The organism is Microcoleus vaginatus HSN003 (assembly GCF_022701255.1).
Lineage (GTDB): Bacteria > Cyanobacteriota > Cyanobacteriia > Cyanobacteriales > Microcoleaceae > Microcoleus > Microcoleus vaginatus_B.
Window position 1 is genome coordinate 1,646,974 of record NZ_CP031705.1, and the last position, 14,711, is coordinate 1,661,684.

Here is a 14,711-nt window from a genome sequence, read left to right on the forward strand (position 1 = left end):
GCTCTGCCTGCCAATGACAATCCGATCTGAAATTGCTCGCCCGCCTACCTCACTTAATGGAGAAAGGCTATCATTTTTCTACTGAGATTAGCGATCGCATCTGCACTCACATGAACGAAGACCACGCTAGTGCTGTCGTGCTGTACGCTCAAGCATTTGGCGACCAACCGCAGGCAACAGAAGCTCAAATGCTCGCTATTGATGCCAACGGAATGGATTTAACCGCTAAAGTCAACGACGAATATCACGCACCCTACTACTACGAACCTAATTTAAAAACATCAGCAAGAATAGCATTTTTATCCACCATTCTCCCCGCATCCGGCGAATCGTAAACCACTAACAGCGAATTCTGCCCCCCCAAATACGGAAACAGGCTCAATCCCTCAGCATTGTCAGTACCAACCTTAAAAGGCAAGTCAAACAATACCTCCAAATCTCCCCCATCTTGTCCAGTAATACTGTCGCCCGATCGCCCTAAAATTTCCTTCAACCGAAAAACCCTCGTCGCCCCCGATAAAGTCATCGTCGGCCCCGCTAAAACAATCAAATCTTTCCCATTCCAGCACAATTCTCGCACGCCCAAACCGTTTAAATCAACAAAATGTTTGTTGTACAATTTCCCTCCTTTTCCAATTTCCTTAAGCCTTAAAACTCCCGGTTCTGCCTCTTCAACTTCTATTTCTAAAATTATCGCCCAGCCTCGCAGCACTGGCCCCCGCAAGCCGAGCAAAATGCGATCGCCCCGCACCGCCAACCCTTCAATATCAAAGCCATTTTCTTTACTCGGAATCGGCACAGATAAATATAGACCGAGGTGGGGGTCATCTTTGAGCGCGTCTGTCAGCAAATTGCCCGTTTCTGTCCGCTGAAGGCACCCAACTTTCTGTTCCCTTTCATTGTCTGGATCAGAAATTGACTCGCACAAAATCCCGTCTTTCATAGGAATGCGCGCCAGCAAATAGCGGTTGACTTCTGTCTCGATTGTTGCTAATCTTTCAATGTCTTTTTCGGCGTCTTTGCCTTTAGCTTTTTTGCGTTTTGTGCTGTGAGAACCGACCAGCCAAAGATAATCGCTGCTGAAATCCATTCCTTCGATATCGATTTCGGATTTTCCCGGAAGATCGAGAAAATCTGCGATCGCAAATCTTTGATGTTCTCCGAAAATATGAGGCGCGACAGGCGACAAACGCTCGATCGAAGTCGTTTCATCGGAACCCACCCACAAATTGCCATCGGGAGTTAAAGCAACAGCCGATAAGTCTGTAATAATATCAGCCGCTTCGCTGTTGAATTGCAGCAGCAGCCGACCAAGCAAAAAAGATTCTGGCATAATGATTAGCACCTAAATTATTCTTAGGGTAAGTCATTATAGCTAAATCTGCTTGAAACTCACAGGTTGCACCATTCTCAATCAGGCTTTTATGGGCGGGCTAGGAGCAACGCTCCACAAGAAAGAAAATTCATCTGTTGTGGAACAGGCATCTTGCCTGTCCATCACAGAGGTGCAAAAAGAAAATTCATCTGTTGTGGAACAGGCATCTTGCCTGTTCATCACAGAGGTGCAAGATTTGAGTTAAAACCGACTCAAAACTAAAACAGAAAATTTAAAAAGATATCCTCCTCAAGCCTGATAGCGAGAACTTCCGTTTTGAGATAAGCATTTTTAACCCCTAGCGGGCCAAACCGCAGTCGGCGTTGATTATTCCGCAAACCGAACCTCCACAGACGGATAACACCCTAATTGAAGCATTAACATCGCCGTTACGTTTCGTTACGATAAGGAGACAGAGAGAAAAACCTCTCATTCGTAAAATTAGAGGTAGCCATTATGAACGGTACATTTCGCGTCGGCAACCTGTTTGGGATTCCCTTCTTTGTCAACGCATCTTGGTTTTTAGTTCTGGGTTTAGTAACCTGGCAATACGGCGGTGCACTCGCTGCCCTGTTTCCTACATTGGGCCCCGTAGCGCCCTGGATGCTGGGATTATTCACAGCGTTGCTGTTATTTGCTTCGGTCTTAGCCCACGAATTAGGACACAGTTGGGTAGCCATTAAACAGGGAATTGGCGTGAAATCGATTTCGCTATTTCTGTTTGGCGGACTGGCTAATTTAGAAAGAGAATCTAAAACCCCAGCCGAAGCATTTTGGGTAGCCATTGCAGGCCCGTTGGTCAGCTTATTGTTATCCGGTTTGTTAACAGCGATCGGCATCGGTGCTGGTCTCACAGGCCCCGCAGGCGCCATCGTCGGACTTTTAGCTTCGATCAACTTAGTCTTAGCCTTATTTAACTTAATTCCCGGTTTGCCCCTCGACGGTGGCAACATCCTCAAAGCGATCGTCTGGAAAATTACCGGCAACCCTTACAAAGGTGTAATTTTTGCTAGCCGCGTCGGTCAGATCATTGGTTGGATTGCCATTGCTACAGGCATATTCGGCAATATTTGGAATCTAGTAATCGGTTGGTTCTTATTGCAAAATGCTGGTCAATCTGCCCAATATGCCACAGTCCAAAATAAACTGGCAGGGCTGACAGCCGCAGATGCTTTGACCCCCGAAAGTCCGATCGTCTCCCAAGACTTGTCCCTCAGAGAATTTGCCAACAACTACGTGATCGGTAGCGCTCAAACCTGGCGCAGGTTCCTGGCAACAGATGATGCCGGACAATTGGTAGGGGCGATCGACCTTGACGACCTCAAAAGCATTCCTACTGGACAGTGGCCCGAAGTTTTAGTGAAAGAACTCCTGAAGCCGATCGAGTTTTCCACAACCGTCAAACCAGAATTATCGCTCCTCGAAGTCGTCACCCTCCTGGAACAACTCAAAGTACAAGAACTACCCGTCATTCGCGAAAATGGTGTCCTTGTCGGACTTGTAGAAAAAGCTGAAATTGCCCGCTTGTTGCAAAGACAAGCCGAAGCGAACCCTGCTTAATATCCTCAGACACTTGACAAATAACACCAGTTTCCCCCAAAAAACGCAACTGTAGCCCCGTGCTTCAAACTCTGGTAGTTCTCAGTCATTCCCGATTCTTCAATCGAAAATCGAAAATCGTATAACAGTTAACCCCCTCGATTTCCCCTTACCAAAAGGGCGATCGGGGGGGTTAACTGTAGCTGGACAAAAGCCAAGTGAAACACTAAATTATTAGCTGCAAATCAACCATGATAATTATAATAATGTATTGAGCATCTGAGCGAGGACGTTAGGCCATCTCACGGCTATGGTCGCAGCAGCGCCACCAAACAAAGTAAAATTGTAGTCTGGTATTTCTGTTAATTTCCCCCCGGAAATCGGATTTGGGAACTGCGATCGCAATCAGGCAGTTCAAACCGTAAACATCAGAAAACCCCAGCACTTCCACAAAATATTCCTCCCAGTCTCGGCTAAATTTCAGTTGTTGTCGCTGCTTAATGTCGCCAAAGCCCCCGAAGAGTTCGTATAAATATTTAGCTGCGGTGCGAATGACAGGAGTTTGGCTGTCTAAAACATTCAGCCGCTGTAGTTGCGGCTTTCCCGGCATCTTTCTAAAGGGTGATTCTTGACTCGAACTGGCAACCAGGAAGCCCGATCGTTCGATCGCGAAAATTGGTTTCGTTTTGCTAAGCTTGATGCGATCGAGATATTGCTGAAGACCCAAGAGCGAAAAGTCTACTGCACTAACTCCCAGCACTTTACCATTTCGATCGCGAATCGGTGGGCTGGCAGCAATAAAAACAGTCCCAGGAGTAAAACCCGGATAAATACTCGTCCAAATCGCTTTGTTTGTTCGCTGCGACAGCTTCTTTGTACCAAGGGTGCAGGCGGGCATCGTAGGTGGCCGGTTCTGCCTTTAATTTAGCGGTGCGAGTGCCTAGGCTGTCTGTAGCTTAGTATATGTTGTGAGAGTTGGTAGACTTGTTAGCTGCGACAATAGGCAAGCTGTTGTGGATGTGGTTGCGCCAACTGCCGAGATATTCTCCTGATTTTCCTGTACCGAAGGATATCCACTGAATGCTTGGAAAAGATCGCATTTGCTACCAACGGAACTTTTCTCCCCGAGGCTGGGGCCTTTCTAACTGTAAGTTTAATTCACCGCGCTCGATCGCTTCGGCGTTAAGTTGATTTACTCAGTGGGCATTTTCAACAACAGCAGTTAGCTTTTCTTCAACTCTCTTACCCGTCTTTGCGATCACTTCCTGGGCGAACTCTTCCACTACTCTTTCTTCGTTGCCAAAGCACACATACCCGACAATCTCGACTGCCACGACGATTTGCAGCACAAAAGAGGCCGCTAGAAGGCGAGGCAGGGGGATTTTTGTTTGGTGTTGAGAAGTTTTGCTCGCGAATCCCGGCAACGGCATAGGCTGGTGACTAATTGCTCCCTAACACTTTAACTGTTCCAGCCTGTAATTTCACTTATATCAATTCCGGTTGCACCGGAATTATTGTTGACTGTTGACTTTTGGCTGTTGACGGGCGGGTCTAAAAACTGAATGGTTGAGTGTTAACTGTTGACTCGATTTTATTATTCCGATGCAACCGGAAACGACATTACGGGCGATCGAGGCTGTTTGCTTGTGCTCAAAACACCTCCCACACACCCACAAATCAGGAGCAAGCACGAGACTTATAGAATTTTAGATTTTAGATTTTAGATTTTAGGTTAAATAATTGGGAATGAATGATCAAGCTCGTGCTTTGGAGCTTCTCTACAGTGGCATTCTTTTTTTCAACTGGTATTACGCACTGTTAGCTGAGAATACCTCCGCCATTTTCTTGCTGTGGTGGGTTTCCTACCTCAACCAAACCTAATTCTTCCTTGAAAGCTCTTCGGTTCATCCGTTACATCGGTTCAATCCCGTACATAATCGGCTGCCAAACATCCATCCCTTACATCTGTTAAATCTGCTACACCATCCCTTGCCGAACTTCTATTTAACAGGTACGCGGAAAATCCCCCGCTTCTCCAAACGGATATAGCGAGGGGCGAGAATAGGTATTCTCGGAAAATATAAAGTGGTGGCAGTGGCTTTTGTCGAGCCATTGCCATCTATAGAAGCCATACTGTTTTGGGCTCACAAAAAGATTTCCGAGCCAACTCTCTGCTTGCAGTCAATGCTTGAAGTCCAACCAACCAGTTCAAGCAAGAAGTCAAAGCAAGTCGTAAAGGCCTAAGATACTTCTTCTTCTTCTCGATCAATTTGGCGCAGGTGAATGTGCTTGCGTCCCAAAGAGATTTCAAATTCATCTCCCGGCTGGAGTTCCATTTGTTTGGTGTAGGCAGCTCCAATCAGTAAGTTACCGTTAGATTGAACGCTAATCCGATAGCTGGCAGAGCGTCCACCACGTCCATTGCCGTTTTGCTTCCCGTCTAGCTGAATGCCTTCTGCATCAATCAGCGCATTCAGGAATTTCATCATGTTGACCCGTTCTACGCCGTTCTTGGTAACGGTGTAGTAGCCACAGGCTCTAGCTTTTTCTTCCTTGGTAAGGTTCTCTAGGTCTTTGACCTTTTTGATCAGATCTTCGCCTTCAAGGGGTTCGATATTTTTCTTTTTAGCCATTTACTGAGTCCTGAAATATTCAACTGGTGTACAGATTTTTTCTCGGTTGGTTTTTGGTTTGACCAAGAAACTTTAGCTTTATAGCTGGTCGTAAAACCATATTACACCGATCGGCTCAATTGTTAACCACTATTATCTAAATATTTTTAACAACCTGGAGTCTTTCTTGAGGAGTAGCTGCAGCCGGTGCGAGCAATCTCTAAACTCGGTAGCATAAGCTATCAGCTATCAGCTAGCTGAATATTTGCCCCGCTCTTAAAATCCCATGAAGTTAACCACACGCGGACACTACAGTGTCAAAGCATTACTGGATCTAAGTTTGCAACCTCGCTATGGCCCGACATCGGTGAAATCGATAGCGAAGCGACAGGAGTTACCAGCTCCGTATCTAGAAAAATTGCTGATTGAAATGCGACGAGCCGGTTTAGTCCAATCCGTTCGGGGTTCTCAAGGAGGATATCAATTAGCCCGCCAGCCAGCTCAAATCTCTTTAGGACAAATCTTAGAGGCTGTAGGTGAAACTATTGAACCTTTACCTCGACATTTTCCAGACTCGACGCAAGCAGAGGACTGGGTAACGTTCAGTTTGTGGAACCGATTGCACAAAAAACTTGCCGAAGCGCTGTACAGTATTTCCCTCGAAGACTTATACTATGATGTCCGCAGTTGGCAAGCGGCTCTTGGGGAAGAAACTAGCTTTATCATTTAAATGGTAAGTTCATTCATTCGATCGCCAGCAATCACACATGGACGCAAGACTTGTTACCTACTTTGGCGGCTGTCACTGCGGAGCTGTCCGCTTCCGTGTCGCCGTTGACAAACACGAAGCATCTGATTGCAACTGCTCTATCTGTAAAAAGAAAGGATTTTTGCACCTCATTGTCCCGCCGGAACGTTTTACCTTGCTCAGCGGCGAAGATGTTTTGACAACCTATACATTTAATACAGGAACTGCTCAACATACTTTCTGCCGAATTTGCGGCATTCACTCGTTCTATCGCCCCCGATCGCATCCCAATCATTTCGATGTCAACGTCCGCTGTCTTGACGACGATGCTATCAAACACTTTGAGATCCTACCCTTTGACGGTGTTAATTGGGAGGAGAACGTACACTTGCTGCGCGACGAAAGTAATCTCAGCATTTAGAGCAACCACGCCTGATGATGATGAGGTTTTGAATTGCTCAAACCCTTGCCTTTATTGCTTCTCCCTTCTTCCTTCTACTATAAAATCGCCCCTCAAAAAATCAAAGTCCGCAAGGGTAGGAGGAGTTAAAATCTGCTCGATCCGGCGATCGCTCCTGCTGTGACAATCAAGGAAGATGGTTCGGTGTCCCCGGATTCATCCGTGGAGTGAGAAAAAAGATCCTCGCACCCGATCGCCAGCCCTCGGATTGATTGGTGGGGTCGCTTTCTTCAATTCTTTAATCTAAAATCTAAAATCTAAAATCTAAAATCGATTGATGGCCTATCAAGTTTGACACAATATATAATGATGCCGGATGAATTTCCTGTTTTGATTTTAGCTGCGGTGTTGGATTATTCGATCGGCGATCCTTGGGGTTGGCCACATCCGGTGCAGGCGATGGGTTGGGCGATCGACCGCTATACTCGACTTGTCTTTAATATATGGAATAATCCCGCCCGCAAAATGCCTGAAGCAGGCGAGCATCCCGCAGGAGCTCGGCACAAACTGCTGCTACGATGTGCTGGTACAATACTAGCGATCGGGGTGATTCTAGGCAGTTATACTGTCAGTTGGTCGATCGTCCAAGCTGCTAGTTGGGTGCATCCTCTTCTCGGTATTGCCCTAGACACCATTTTGCTGGCAAGCTGTTTTGCAGGTCGCAGTTTGAGGGCGGCTGCGGAGGATGTGCTCGCACCTTTAAATGTTGGAGATTTAGTCAAGGCGCGAGAAAGGTTGAGCCTTTACGTCGGCCGGGATACCGAAAACTTATCCGAGCCAGAAATTCTGCGAGCATTGTTAGAAACTGTAACAGAGAATGCAGTCGATGGTGTGACAGCACCGCTATTTTATGCCTTACTTGGGTTCGGTCTGCCGCATCTATTATTAAGTGTTACCGGTTCGCCGATCGATCCTAACTCGATGTGGGCGAGTGCTATAGTCCCCTTGGCGCTCGCTTACAAAGCAGCCAGCACATTAGATTCTACGATCGGCTACAAAGAAGCGCCATACACAGATTTAGGATGGTTTAGCGCCAAACTAGAAGACGTGCTGACGTGGATTCCTTGCCGGCTAACAGTGATTACTTTAGCCGTTATATCTGGCAAACCAATTTACATTTGGCAGATTTGTCAGAGAGATGCTGTTAAAGATGCCAGTCCCAATTCCGGTTGGAGCGAGTGCGTTTACGCCGCCATCTTGGGAGTGCAACTAGGAGGTACCAATTCCTATCGCGGAGTTCTCAAACACAAACCGCTGTTAGGCGAGCCGGTTTACCCTATCACAGCGCAGTTAATTTGCCAAGCATTGCAATTAACTCGGTATTGCTTTCTGATTTGGTTGGGACTATCATTGCTTTTTTATACCTTATTAGGTTTGAGCCGCTAACTGATGACCTCACCCGAACAGTCCAGGAAGCATAAATAACGTATTTCTGTCATTGTTCGCCCTCAGCCAAGCAATCGCAGCATCTGCTTTTCATCGGTTTGGGGTAAGTCTGCAGCAGACAGAGAGCGGCCACAGACAAAAGCCAAAAAAAGTTTAGGCCTTTGTTCAAACCCCCAAATTCATCTGTAAAGTCAATCTAAAATCTAAAATCTAAAATCTAAAATTGTTCGATCCGCCCACAGCCAACAATTAGCTCGCAGCCAACAATGACTAAAATTATCCAAATTTTATCCCCTAATGAAGTGAGGCGCACTCTCACCCGCGTCGCTTCCCAGATTGTCGAAAAATCAGGGAATCCCTCGGAGTTAGTGCTGTTGGGCATTCATAGTAGAGGAGTGCCTTTAGCTCAAATTTTGGCGGATCAAATTGAAGTCCTCGAACAAGTCAAAGTACCCGTGGGCGCTTTGGATATTACCTTTTACCGAGATGACTTGGATCGAGTTGCGATGCGGACACCGGCTAAAACAGAAATTCCTTTCGATTTGACGGGCAAAACTGTGGTGTTGGTAGATGACGTTATATATAAAGGCAGAACGAGTCGAGCGGCTTTGAATGCGGTAAATGATTACGGGCGGCCGGAGAAAATTTGGTTGGCGGTATTAGTCGATCGTGGCCACCGAGAAGTACCGATTCAGCCAGATTTTACGGGTAAAAAGTTGCCGACAGCAAAGGAAGAACAAGTTAAGGTTTACGTTCAAGAACTCGACGGGCGCGACGGAGTGGAGTTAATTAAGGGATAATAGGATTTTAGATTTTAGATTTTAGATTTTAGATTTTAAATGGGGCAAAACTGAACTGTTGAGCTAAATTAGTATATTTTGGGCGCGCTAGGAGCAACGCCCTACAAAAAGATTGAGAGTTTGGGGCGCACGGGTGGCAATTCACCGGGTTGTTTCGCAGCAATACTTCGTTGTCGCCAGCAGAAACGTTAAAAAAAGCCGTTTTATCATCAAAGTCGCAGCGGGAGCATCTCAATGAAAGCAGCCAAGCCCAAAATTGGAGTTAGGAGCCAGGAGCCAGGAGTCAGGAGGAAAGAGTCAGAAGGAAGGAGGAAGAAGAAGTGTTTTTACAAATATGAGATGCTCCCGTCGCAGCGGGCAGAAATCGGCTTTTTAGTGTCGTTACCGATTTTTGGCACCATAAACCAGCATTCTCCAAGAATATTGGCTTGAGCAACCAAGTATCTAGGAAGAAACGGGGTTTTTCGCGCGCGGAGCGCGGAGCGTCGTGATTGATTTTAAATCGGCAGTGCAGGAGTTGAACCTGCCTGGGGCGAATTATGAGTTCGCTGCCTAAACCGCTCGGCCAACTGCCGTTAAGTCGATTTGTTCGACCTAACTGAAAATGAAGTATAACATAATTTCTCAGTCCGTGCTAGAACTAGAGAACAAAAATCAAGATCTTTAGATCTGCTGATTCCCCGATCGCCTGTTAGCCACTGTGCTGGAGCTGATCGACCGGACAAAGCAGTTTCTACGACTCGGCATAAACTTATAGGCAATGGCAGTGAATTCGACGGTAGTGCTGACTCTAATTCTGCTCGCTCTAATGTTTGGAGCAGGCGTGACGAGTTCTGTTTGGGGATTTACTATAGGCCGCGAAGCCTTGCAAGGAACGACTCAACCCGATGTTCGTCCCAGCAACAATGCTGGCAGCGGCAAGCCTGCAACTCCGGCTAGCAAAGACCAAGTGAAAATTTTGAAAGAAAAAGACATTCTCACAACCGTCAAAGCACGGGTAGAAGGTCGCGATCCCGAAAAAACGGCCGGGGCAAATACTAAAACAGATAAGCCAAGCTCTAAACCAGCCCCGGCCAAAAAACCCGCTGCACAAAATGTCAGCGCCAAGTTTCCCCTGAACAGTCGCGACGGGGGAATAACCCTGGAAGTAAGCGCGGCCAGTCAGCGCAACAATTCCATGCTGCTAGACGTGAGCATGAAAAATGAAGGCTCCCAAGCTGTGAGGTTTCTCTACAGTTTCTTGAACGTCACTGACGATCGTGGCCGGGCCCTGAGCGCGACTGCCGAGGATTTGCCGGCGGAACTACCCCCCAACGGGCAGGTGTTTTACGGTACGGTGAGTATTCCCACAGCTTTGCTAGAAAATGCTAAGGAAGTTTCGTTGACGCTGACAGATTATCCCGGTCAAAAACTTCAGTTGCAAATATCTGGCATTCCAGTGGCGAAGTAAAACAAAAGGAGCAAAACCTCCAAAGTGATTCTCAGGTTTGATCGAGAAAGTTTTTTTAGGGAGCATTGTGTCACTTTTAGGGGCGAGAGTGCAGGAGATATCTGATTTACCCGCGATGAGTTTGACAGAGGTGCTGTCGCGGTTGCTGTCAGTGCTGTTGCTGATTGCGATTAATGCTTTTTTTGTGGCGGCTGAGTTTTCGATGGTGACGGTACGCCGATCGCGCATCAATCAGTTAGTGGAAGCTGGCGACGTTGCAGCTTTAACTGTGCAATCTTTGCAGCAAAGTATCGAGCGATTGCTCTCGACAATGCAGTTGGGAATCACTCTTTCTAGTTTAGCTCTGGGCTGGATTGGGGAAAGTACGATCGCCGTGCTAGTGCGAATGTCGATCGGCTATTTGCCACTGCCAATTTACATCAAGTCGGCGATCGCTCATTCTTTTAGCATATCAATAGTAACTTTTTTGTTGCTAGCTTACCTGCAAATCGTACTGGGCGAACTCTTTCCCAAATCTGTAGCCTTACTGTATTCCGAACAGTTAGCCAGAAGTTTAGGGCCTCCGAGTTTATTGATTGCCCGTTTGTTCAAGCCCTTTGTGTCGTTTCTCAATCAATCTACTCGATCGCTGTTGCGGTTTGCGGGCATCGAATACGATCTAAGGCATCGGCCGGTTACTCCCGAAGAACTGCAATTAATTATAGCTACTTCCAGCGAATCCAGCGGCTTGGAAGCAGAAAAGCGAGAATTGCTCAACAACGTGTTTGAATTTGGCGAAGTTTGGGTAGAAGAAGTAATGGTGCCGAGGCCTAGCATTGTCGCACTTCCCAAGACGGCAACCTTTCAAACTTTGCTGGACGAAATGGCGATTTCTAACCACTCCCGCTATCCCGTGACGGGAGATTCTTTAGACGACATTATCGGTATTATTGGCTTCAAACAACTTGCAAAACCCCTAGCTGAAGGTTTGCTATCTCCCGACACGCCAATTGTAACTTGGATGGGTTCGGTGAGGTTTGTGCCGGAGATGATGCTGCTGGGGGAACTGCTGCCTTTGATGCAGAGTTCGTCAGAAGAAATTGCGATCGTAGTCGATGAATTTGGTGGCATTTCCGGGTTAGTGACGCTGAGGGATTTGATAGCCGAAATTATCGGCCGCAGCTACGAGTCATCCGACAGCAAAGAAATTGCTTTGCAAGTATTGGACGATCGCACTTTTTTAGTGCAAGCGCAGTTAAATTTAGATGATGTGAATCAAATATTGAATGTGGATTTGCCAGTAACTGACGAATATCAGACAATCGGAGGTTTTCTGAGTTATCAGTTGCAAAGAATGCCGGCGGTGGGGGAAGTTTGGCGCGGCGAAAATGTGGAACTTACGGTTGTTTCTGTGTCCGGGCCGCGGTTGGATCAACTTCAAATTCACTTGTTGTCAGGGGCGGCGGGCGATCGAGCTTTAGATGAAGTTGCAGCAGCCGATGACGAAGTTGTGGGGAAAGGGCGAAAGAATAGCGGGTTGAGTAGTGTGGGAAAATTTTCTCATTAAGATTTTGATGAAAAGGGCGATCAAAATAGCGCAACTTTTTATACCAAATCTGAGTTAGCAACCCCGTTTATTCTTTAGTCTCTTAGAGAGAAACGAGAGTTTAGGGAGGAGCAATTTCAACCGCCGACTCGGAATACTGTTTAAGCATAAGCCACCGGATCTTTCAGCCTCAATTCCTCAAAAGCTGCCAGCCGCAACCGACAAGAATCGCAAACGCCGCAGGCATTTTCCCCGCCTGCGTAGCAAGACCAAGTGTGCTCCCAAGGTACTCCTAATTTGTTGCCTAATTGAATAATTTCTGTCTTTTTAAGTTCGATCAAAGGTGTGATAATATTAATAGCATTTCCTTCTCGACCCTGCTTTGTTCCTAACCGAAATACTTCCTGCATGGCTTGGATGTAATCGAGGCGACAGTCGGGATAGCCGGAATAATCTAAAGCGTTGACACCGATGTAAATGCGATCGGCTTCTAGAGTTTCGGCGTAGGCGAGGGCAAAGCTGAGAAAGATCGTATTTCTAGCAGGAACGTAGGTAATTGGGATGTTTTGAGACATTTCTCCCAGAGTGCGATCGATCGGCAATTCCATCTCATCATCCGTCAAAGCGGAACCGCCCCAAAGAGTTAAGTCAAAGTTTACTATCTGATGTGCCTTAACCGCTGCCGAAAGTGCGATCGCCCTTGCTGATTCCAACTCCCGCCGATGTCTTTGCTTGTAGTCAAAGGAAATAGCGTAACACTCGCAGCCGTCGGCTTTGGCTTGATACAAAACTGTTGAGGAATCTAGCCCTCCCGACAATAAAATAACTGCTTTCACTTAAAACATCCTCACTAAAATTAGCTTTTATATTTATATCAAATTAGTGGGAAATTGACAAGATAGCAATGCTAAATGCTTGGTGAAAGATATTTTTTTTAACGAACCGCGAAGACGCGAAGGACGCGAAGGAAGAAAAGAGAAGGGACGTTGGTTGATAATCTATAGTGCGTGTTTAACTGGTTCCTAGGCTCTGCCTGGGAACCGATATCTAGAGGCTCTGCCTCGCATTACGGTCAGGAAAATTGGAGGCAGAGCCTCCAGATATACGTTACCAGGCAGAGCCTAGTAACGAGTAGAACGAAAATTCATCTTTTGTGGAACAGGCATCTTGCCTGTTCTTGATATTGGTGCAAAATGTCAGATTTAAGTTGCTAATAAATCATCGAGTTCGCGGTAATCTGGCAAGGTTGTATCAATTTCTTTCCCCTGCCGCAAAACTGTGCGATCGCGCTGTGACCTCGATAACAGTTCGCTGAATTTTCGCGCCTTAAACAAAATCAAATCTGCTGGTAAACCAACGGCAATTTTTCCTAGATTCGGCAATCCCATTAAATCTGCTGGTGTTTTTGTGACTGTGCGCGGCCAATCTTCCCAAGGCCTATCTAAATGAGCGATGCGGACTGCCATATTAAAGACTTCTAAAACATCATGGTCGCCAAATCCGTAAAACGGATCGCGGCAATTGTCGCTAGCAACTGCAACGGGAATTCCTGCTGCTTTGAGTTCGTGCAGCAGCGTGACTCCCCGCCAGCGCGGTGTACGCCCAGATTGTCGGTCTTGTAGGTAAAGATTGCACATCGGCAAGCTGACAATGCCAATATTTGCTTCCTTGACTAAATCCAGGGTTTCTGTTACTAAATCGGGGGGTTGTACTGCTAAACTACAGCAGTGTCCGCAGATGATTTGACCTGCAAAATTATGACGGATGGCGGTTTTTGCGACTTCTCGCAGTGTTGTTGATTCTGGATCGTCGTTTTCGTCGGTGTGGAAGTCGAGGTTTAAATTTCGTTCTTTGGCTAAGGCAAAAACTCGATCGAGTTGTTTGTCTAAGTCGGGGTTGATATAGGCGACTCCGCCGAGAATGCCACCGATTTGGGCAATGCGATCGGCTAATTTTTCGCCGGCTGGTGTCAGGAAATAGTCGAGGGAAACCAGGGAAACTGCTTGCAAGATCAGCCGATCGCCCCATTCGGCTTGCAGGGCTTCAAATACTCCCCAACTAATGTTTCCCTGTTCGCCTGCGCTGTCTATGTGAGTGCGGATGGCCTTGGTTCCGTGGGCGTAGCTGCATTTGAGGCCGAACTGCATCCGCCGGTAAACATCCTCTGCATTCCAGTTTTTTTGGGCATCAGCGCCCACTGCTTCGATCGCGCTGGCAAAAGTTCCATCGGGATTGGGCGATCGTTCCCAAATGTGTCCTTTGTCTAAATGGGTGTGCATATCCACAAAACAAGGCCAAACTAAGCCGCCCTGCAAATCTACAACTGAGATATCTCCAGAGGAGGATACAGGTTTTGTACCTGCTGGGATAATTTGGGCGATTGTACCCGCTGCAATTTCTATATCCACCGCACATAAATTGTTCTCACTCCCCGTTGTTGCGACAGTAGAAGCTGACGGGGCGATCGATTGCATCTCTAGAAGAGACGCGGGTACGCGACTATTTTTTAGCCAACAATTAGATGTACTTGGCAACATTAATTTTGTGAGTTAGTATGTATTTTCTTGATAATTCAGCGCTACCAGTTGTAACTATAGCAACCCTTGCAGGAATTGTGAACGTCTCTATTTTCCTCTTTATCTCTTTACTAGAGGCTCTGCGTCCTCTGCGCCCTCTGTGGTTAGTTCAAAAAAATCTCATGCACAAATGAAATAGAATCGCTAAAGAAACTTGGATTAAATATGTAGCTTTGTTGTTGGTAGGGCAGCCCTGATCGCTGAAGCAGAAATATAAAATTTTTATATTTTTGAGGAAAG

The 14,711-nt window shown here is 46.6% G+C and carries 19 protein-coding genes and 1 tRNA gene; 11 read left to right on the forward strand and 9 right to left on the reverse strand.

From position 1 onward, the window contains the following. The first annotated feature begins 32 nt into the window (after positions 1-32). A complete protein-coding gene (locus tag D0A37_RS06900) occupies positions 33-335 on the forward strand; it encodes a DUF2470 domain-containing protein (RefSeq protein ID WP_445242495.1) in 303 nt (100 codons plus the stop codon). On the opposite strand, the gene D0A37_RS06905 is transcribed toward D0A37_RS06900, so the two are convergent. After that, positions 260-1,333 (reverse strand): DUF3616 domain-containing protein, encoded by a 1,074-nt coding sequence (locus D0A37_RS06905; protein ID WP_242722657.1) that lies wholly within the window; start codon positions 1,331-1,333, stop codon positions 260-262. The genes D0A37_RS06900 and D0A37_RS06905 overlap by 76 nt on opposite strands. Positions 1,334-1,385: 52 nt before the next feature. Here D0A37_RS06905 and D0A37_RS06910 point away from each other — a divergent pair, with 52 nt between their 5' ends. Both D0A37_RS06910 and D0A37_RS06915 read left to right on the forward strand, forming a co-directional pair. After that, entirely contained in the window at positions 1,386-1,580 is a 195-nt protein-coding gene (locus D0A37_RS06910; protein WP_242722659.1) for a hypothetical protein, read from the forward strand. A 251-nt stretch (positions 1,581-1,831) separates the two neighbouring features. After that, a complete protein-coding gene (locus D0A37_RS06915; RefSeq protein WP_242722661.1) occupies positions 1,832-2,935 on the forward strand; it encodes a site-2 protease family protein in 1,104 nt (367 codons plus the stop codon). 271 nt (positions 2,936-3,206) lie between these two features. Here the strand turns inward: D0A37_RS06915 and D0A37_RS06920 are convergent, their stop codons facing one another. The 3 genes from D0A37_RS06920 to D0A37_RS06930 form a co-directional block, all read right to left on the reverse strand. Beyond that, positions 3,207-3,812, reverse strand: coding sequence for a cache domain-containing protein (locus tag D0A37_RS06920; protein WP_242722664.1), 606 nt, complete (start codon positions 3,810-3,812; stop codon positions 3,207-3,209). 58 nt (positions 3,813-3,870) lie between these two features. Beyond that, the gene (locus D0A37_RS06925; protein WP_242722667.1) at positions 3,871-4,014 is read right to left on the reverse strand and encodes a hypothetical protein; all 144 of its coding nucleotides are present in this window, start codon (positions 4,012-4,014) and stop codon (positions 3,871-3,873) included. 96 nt (positions 4,015-4,110) lie between these two features. Further along, positions 4,111-4,263, reverse strand: coding sequence for a hypothetical protein (locus tag D0A37_RS06930; protein ID WP_242722670.1), 153 nt, complete (start codon positions 4,261-4,263; stop codon positions 4,111-4,113). A 397-nt stretch (positions 4,264-4,660) separates the two neighbouring features. Here D0A37_RS06930 and D0A37_RS28925 point away from each other — a divergent pair, with 397 nt between their 5' ends. Then, the gene (locus D0A37_RS28925) at positions 4,661-4,795 is read left to right on the forward strand and encodes a hypothetical protein (protein ID WP_278187165.1); all 135 of its coding nucleotides are present in this window, start codon (positions 4,661-4,663) and stop codon (positions 4,793-4,795) included. A 119-nt stretch (positions 4,796-4,914) separates the two neighbouring features. Here D0A37_RS28925 and D0A37_RS28930 read toward each other — a convergent pair whose 3' ends face one another. Beyond that, complete coding sequence (locus D0A37_RS28930) at positions 4,915-5,046, reverse strand: hypothetical protein (RefSeq protein ID WP_278187166.1); 132 nt, start codon at positions 5,044-5,046, stop codon at positions 4,915-4,917. Positions 5,047-5,154: 108 nt separating this feature from the next. Next, positions 5,155-5,547 (reverse strand): AbrB family transcriptional regulator, encoded by a 393-nt coding sequence (locus tag D0A37_RS06935; protein WP_242722673.1) that lies wholly within the window; start codon positions 5,545-5,547, stop codon positions 5,155-5,157. 265 nt (positions 5,548-5,812) lie between these two features. Here D0A37_RS06935 and D0A37_RS06940 point away from each other — a divergent pair, with 265 nt between their 5' ends. The 5 genes from D0A37_RS06940 to D0A37_RS06960 all read left to right on the forward strand — a co-directional run bounded on the left by D0A37_RS06940 (position 5,813) and on the right by D0A37_RS06960 (position 9,352). Then, complete coding sequence (locus D0A37_RS06940) at positions 5,813-6,256, forward strand: Rrf2 family transcriptional regulator (protein ID WP_242722676.1); 444 nt, start codon at positions 5,813-5,815, stop codon at positions 6,254-6,256. Positions 6,257-6,293: 37 nt separating this feature from the next. Continuing rightward, positions 6,294-6,695 carry a GFA family protein gene (locus tag D0A37_RS06945; RefSeq protein WP_242722680.1) on the forward strand — a complete coding sequence of 134 codons (402 nt, stop codon included), beginning with the start codon at positions 6,294-6,296 and terminating at the stop codon, positions 6,693-6,695. Between the two features lie 345 nt (positions 6,696-7,040). Continuing rightward, positions 7,041-8,120, forward strand: coding sequence for an adenosylcobinamide-phosphate synthase CbiB (gene cbiB, locus D0A37_RS06950; protein ID WP_242725409.1), 1,080 nt, complete (start codon positions 7,041-7,043; stop codon positions 8,118-8,120). A gap of 266 nt (positions 8,121-8,386) precedes the next feature. Next, positions 8,387-8,920, forward strand: a complete 534-nt coding sequence (gene pyrR / locus D0A37_RS06955) for a bifunctional pyr operon transcriptional regulator/uracil phosphoribosyltransferase PyrR (protein ID WP_242722682.1) — start codon at positions 8,387-8,389, stop codon at positions 8,918-8,920. Between the two features lie 234 nt (positions 8,921-9,154). Then, a complete protein-coding gene (locus tag D0A37_RS06960; protein WP_242722684.1) occupies positions 9,155-9,352 on the forward strand; it encodes a hypothetical protein in 198 nt (65 codons plus the stop codon). Positions 9,353-9,422: 70 nt separating this feature from the next. Here D0A37_RS06960 and D0A37_RS06965 read toward each other — a convergent pair. Beyond that, positions 9,423-9,495: transfer RNA gene (locus tag D0A37_RS06965), tRNA-Ile, on the reverse strand. Positions 9,496-9,680: 185 nt separating this feature from the next. On the opposite strand from D0A37_RS06965, the gene D0A37_RS06970 reads away from it, so the two are divergent. Both D0A37_RS06970 and D0A37_RS06975 read left to right on the forward strand, forming a co-directional pair. Next, entirely contained in the window at positions 9,681-10,370 is a 690-nt protein-coding gene (locus D0A37_RS06970) for a hypothetical protein (protein ID WP_242722686.1), read from the forward strand. Between the two features lie 67 nt (positions 10,371-10,437). Continuing rightward, complete coding sequence (locus tag D0A37_RS06975) at positions 10,438-11,916, forward strand: hemolysin family protein (protein WP_242722689.1); 1,479 nt, start codon at positions 10,438-10,440, stop codon at positions 11,914-11,916. Positions 11,917-12,056: 140 nt separating this feature from the next. Here the strand turns inward: D0A37_RS06975 and queC are convergent, their stop codons facing one another. Together queC and D0A37_RS06985 are read right to left on the reverse strand one after the other, a co-directional pair. After that, positions 12,057-12,731, reverse strand: a complete 675-nt coding sequence (queC, locus tag D0A37_RS06980) for a 7-cyano-7-deazaguanine synthase QueC (RefSeq protein WP_242722691.1) — start codon at positions 12,729-12,731, stop codon at positions 12,057-12,059. Between the two features lie 366 nt (positions 12,732-13,097). Further along, the gene (locus tag D0A37_RS06985; RefSeq protein ID WP_242722693.1) at positions 13,098-14,432 is read right to left on the reverse strand and encodes a cytosine deaminase; all 1,335 of its coding nucleotides are present in this window, start codon (positions 14,430-14,432) and stop codon (positions 13,098-13,100) included. Positions 14,433-14,711: the final 279 nt, after the last annotated feature.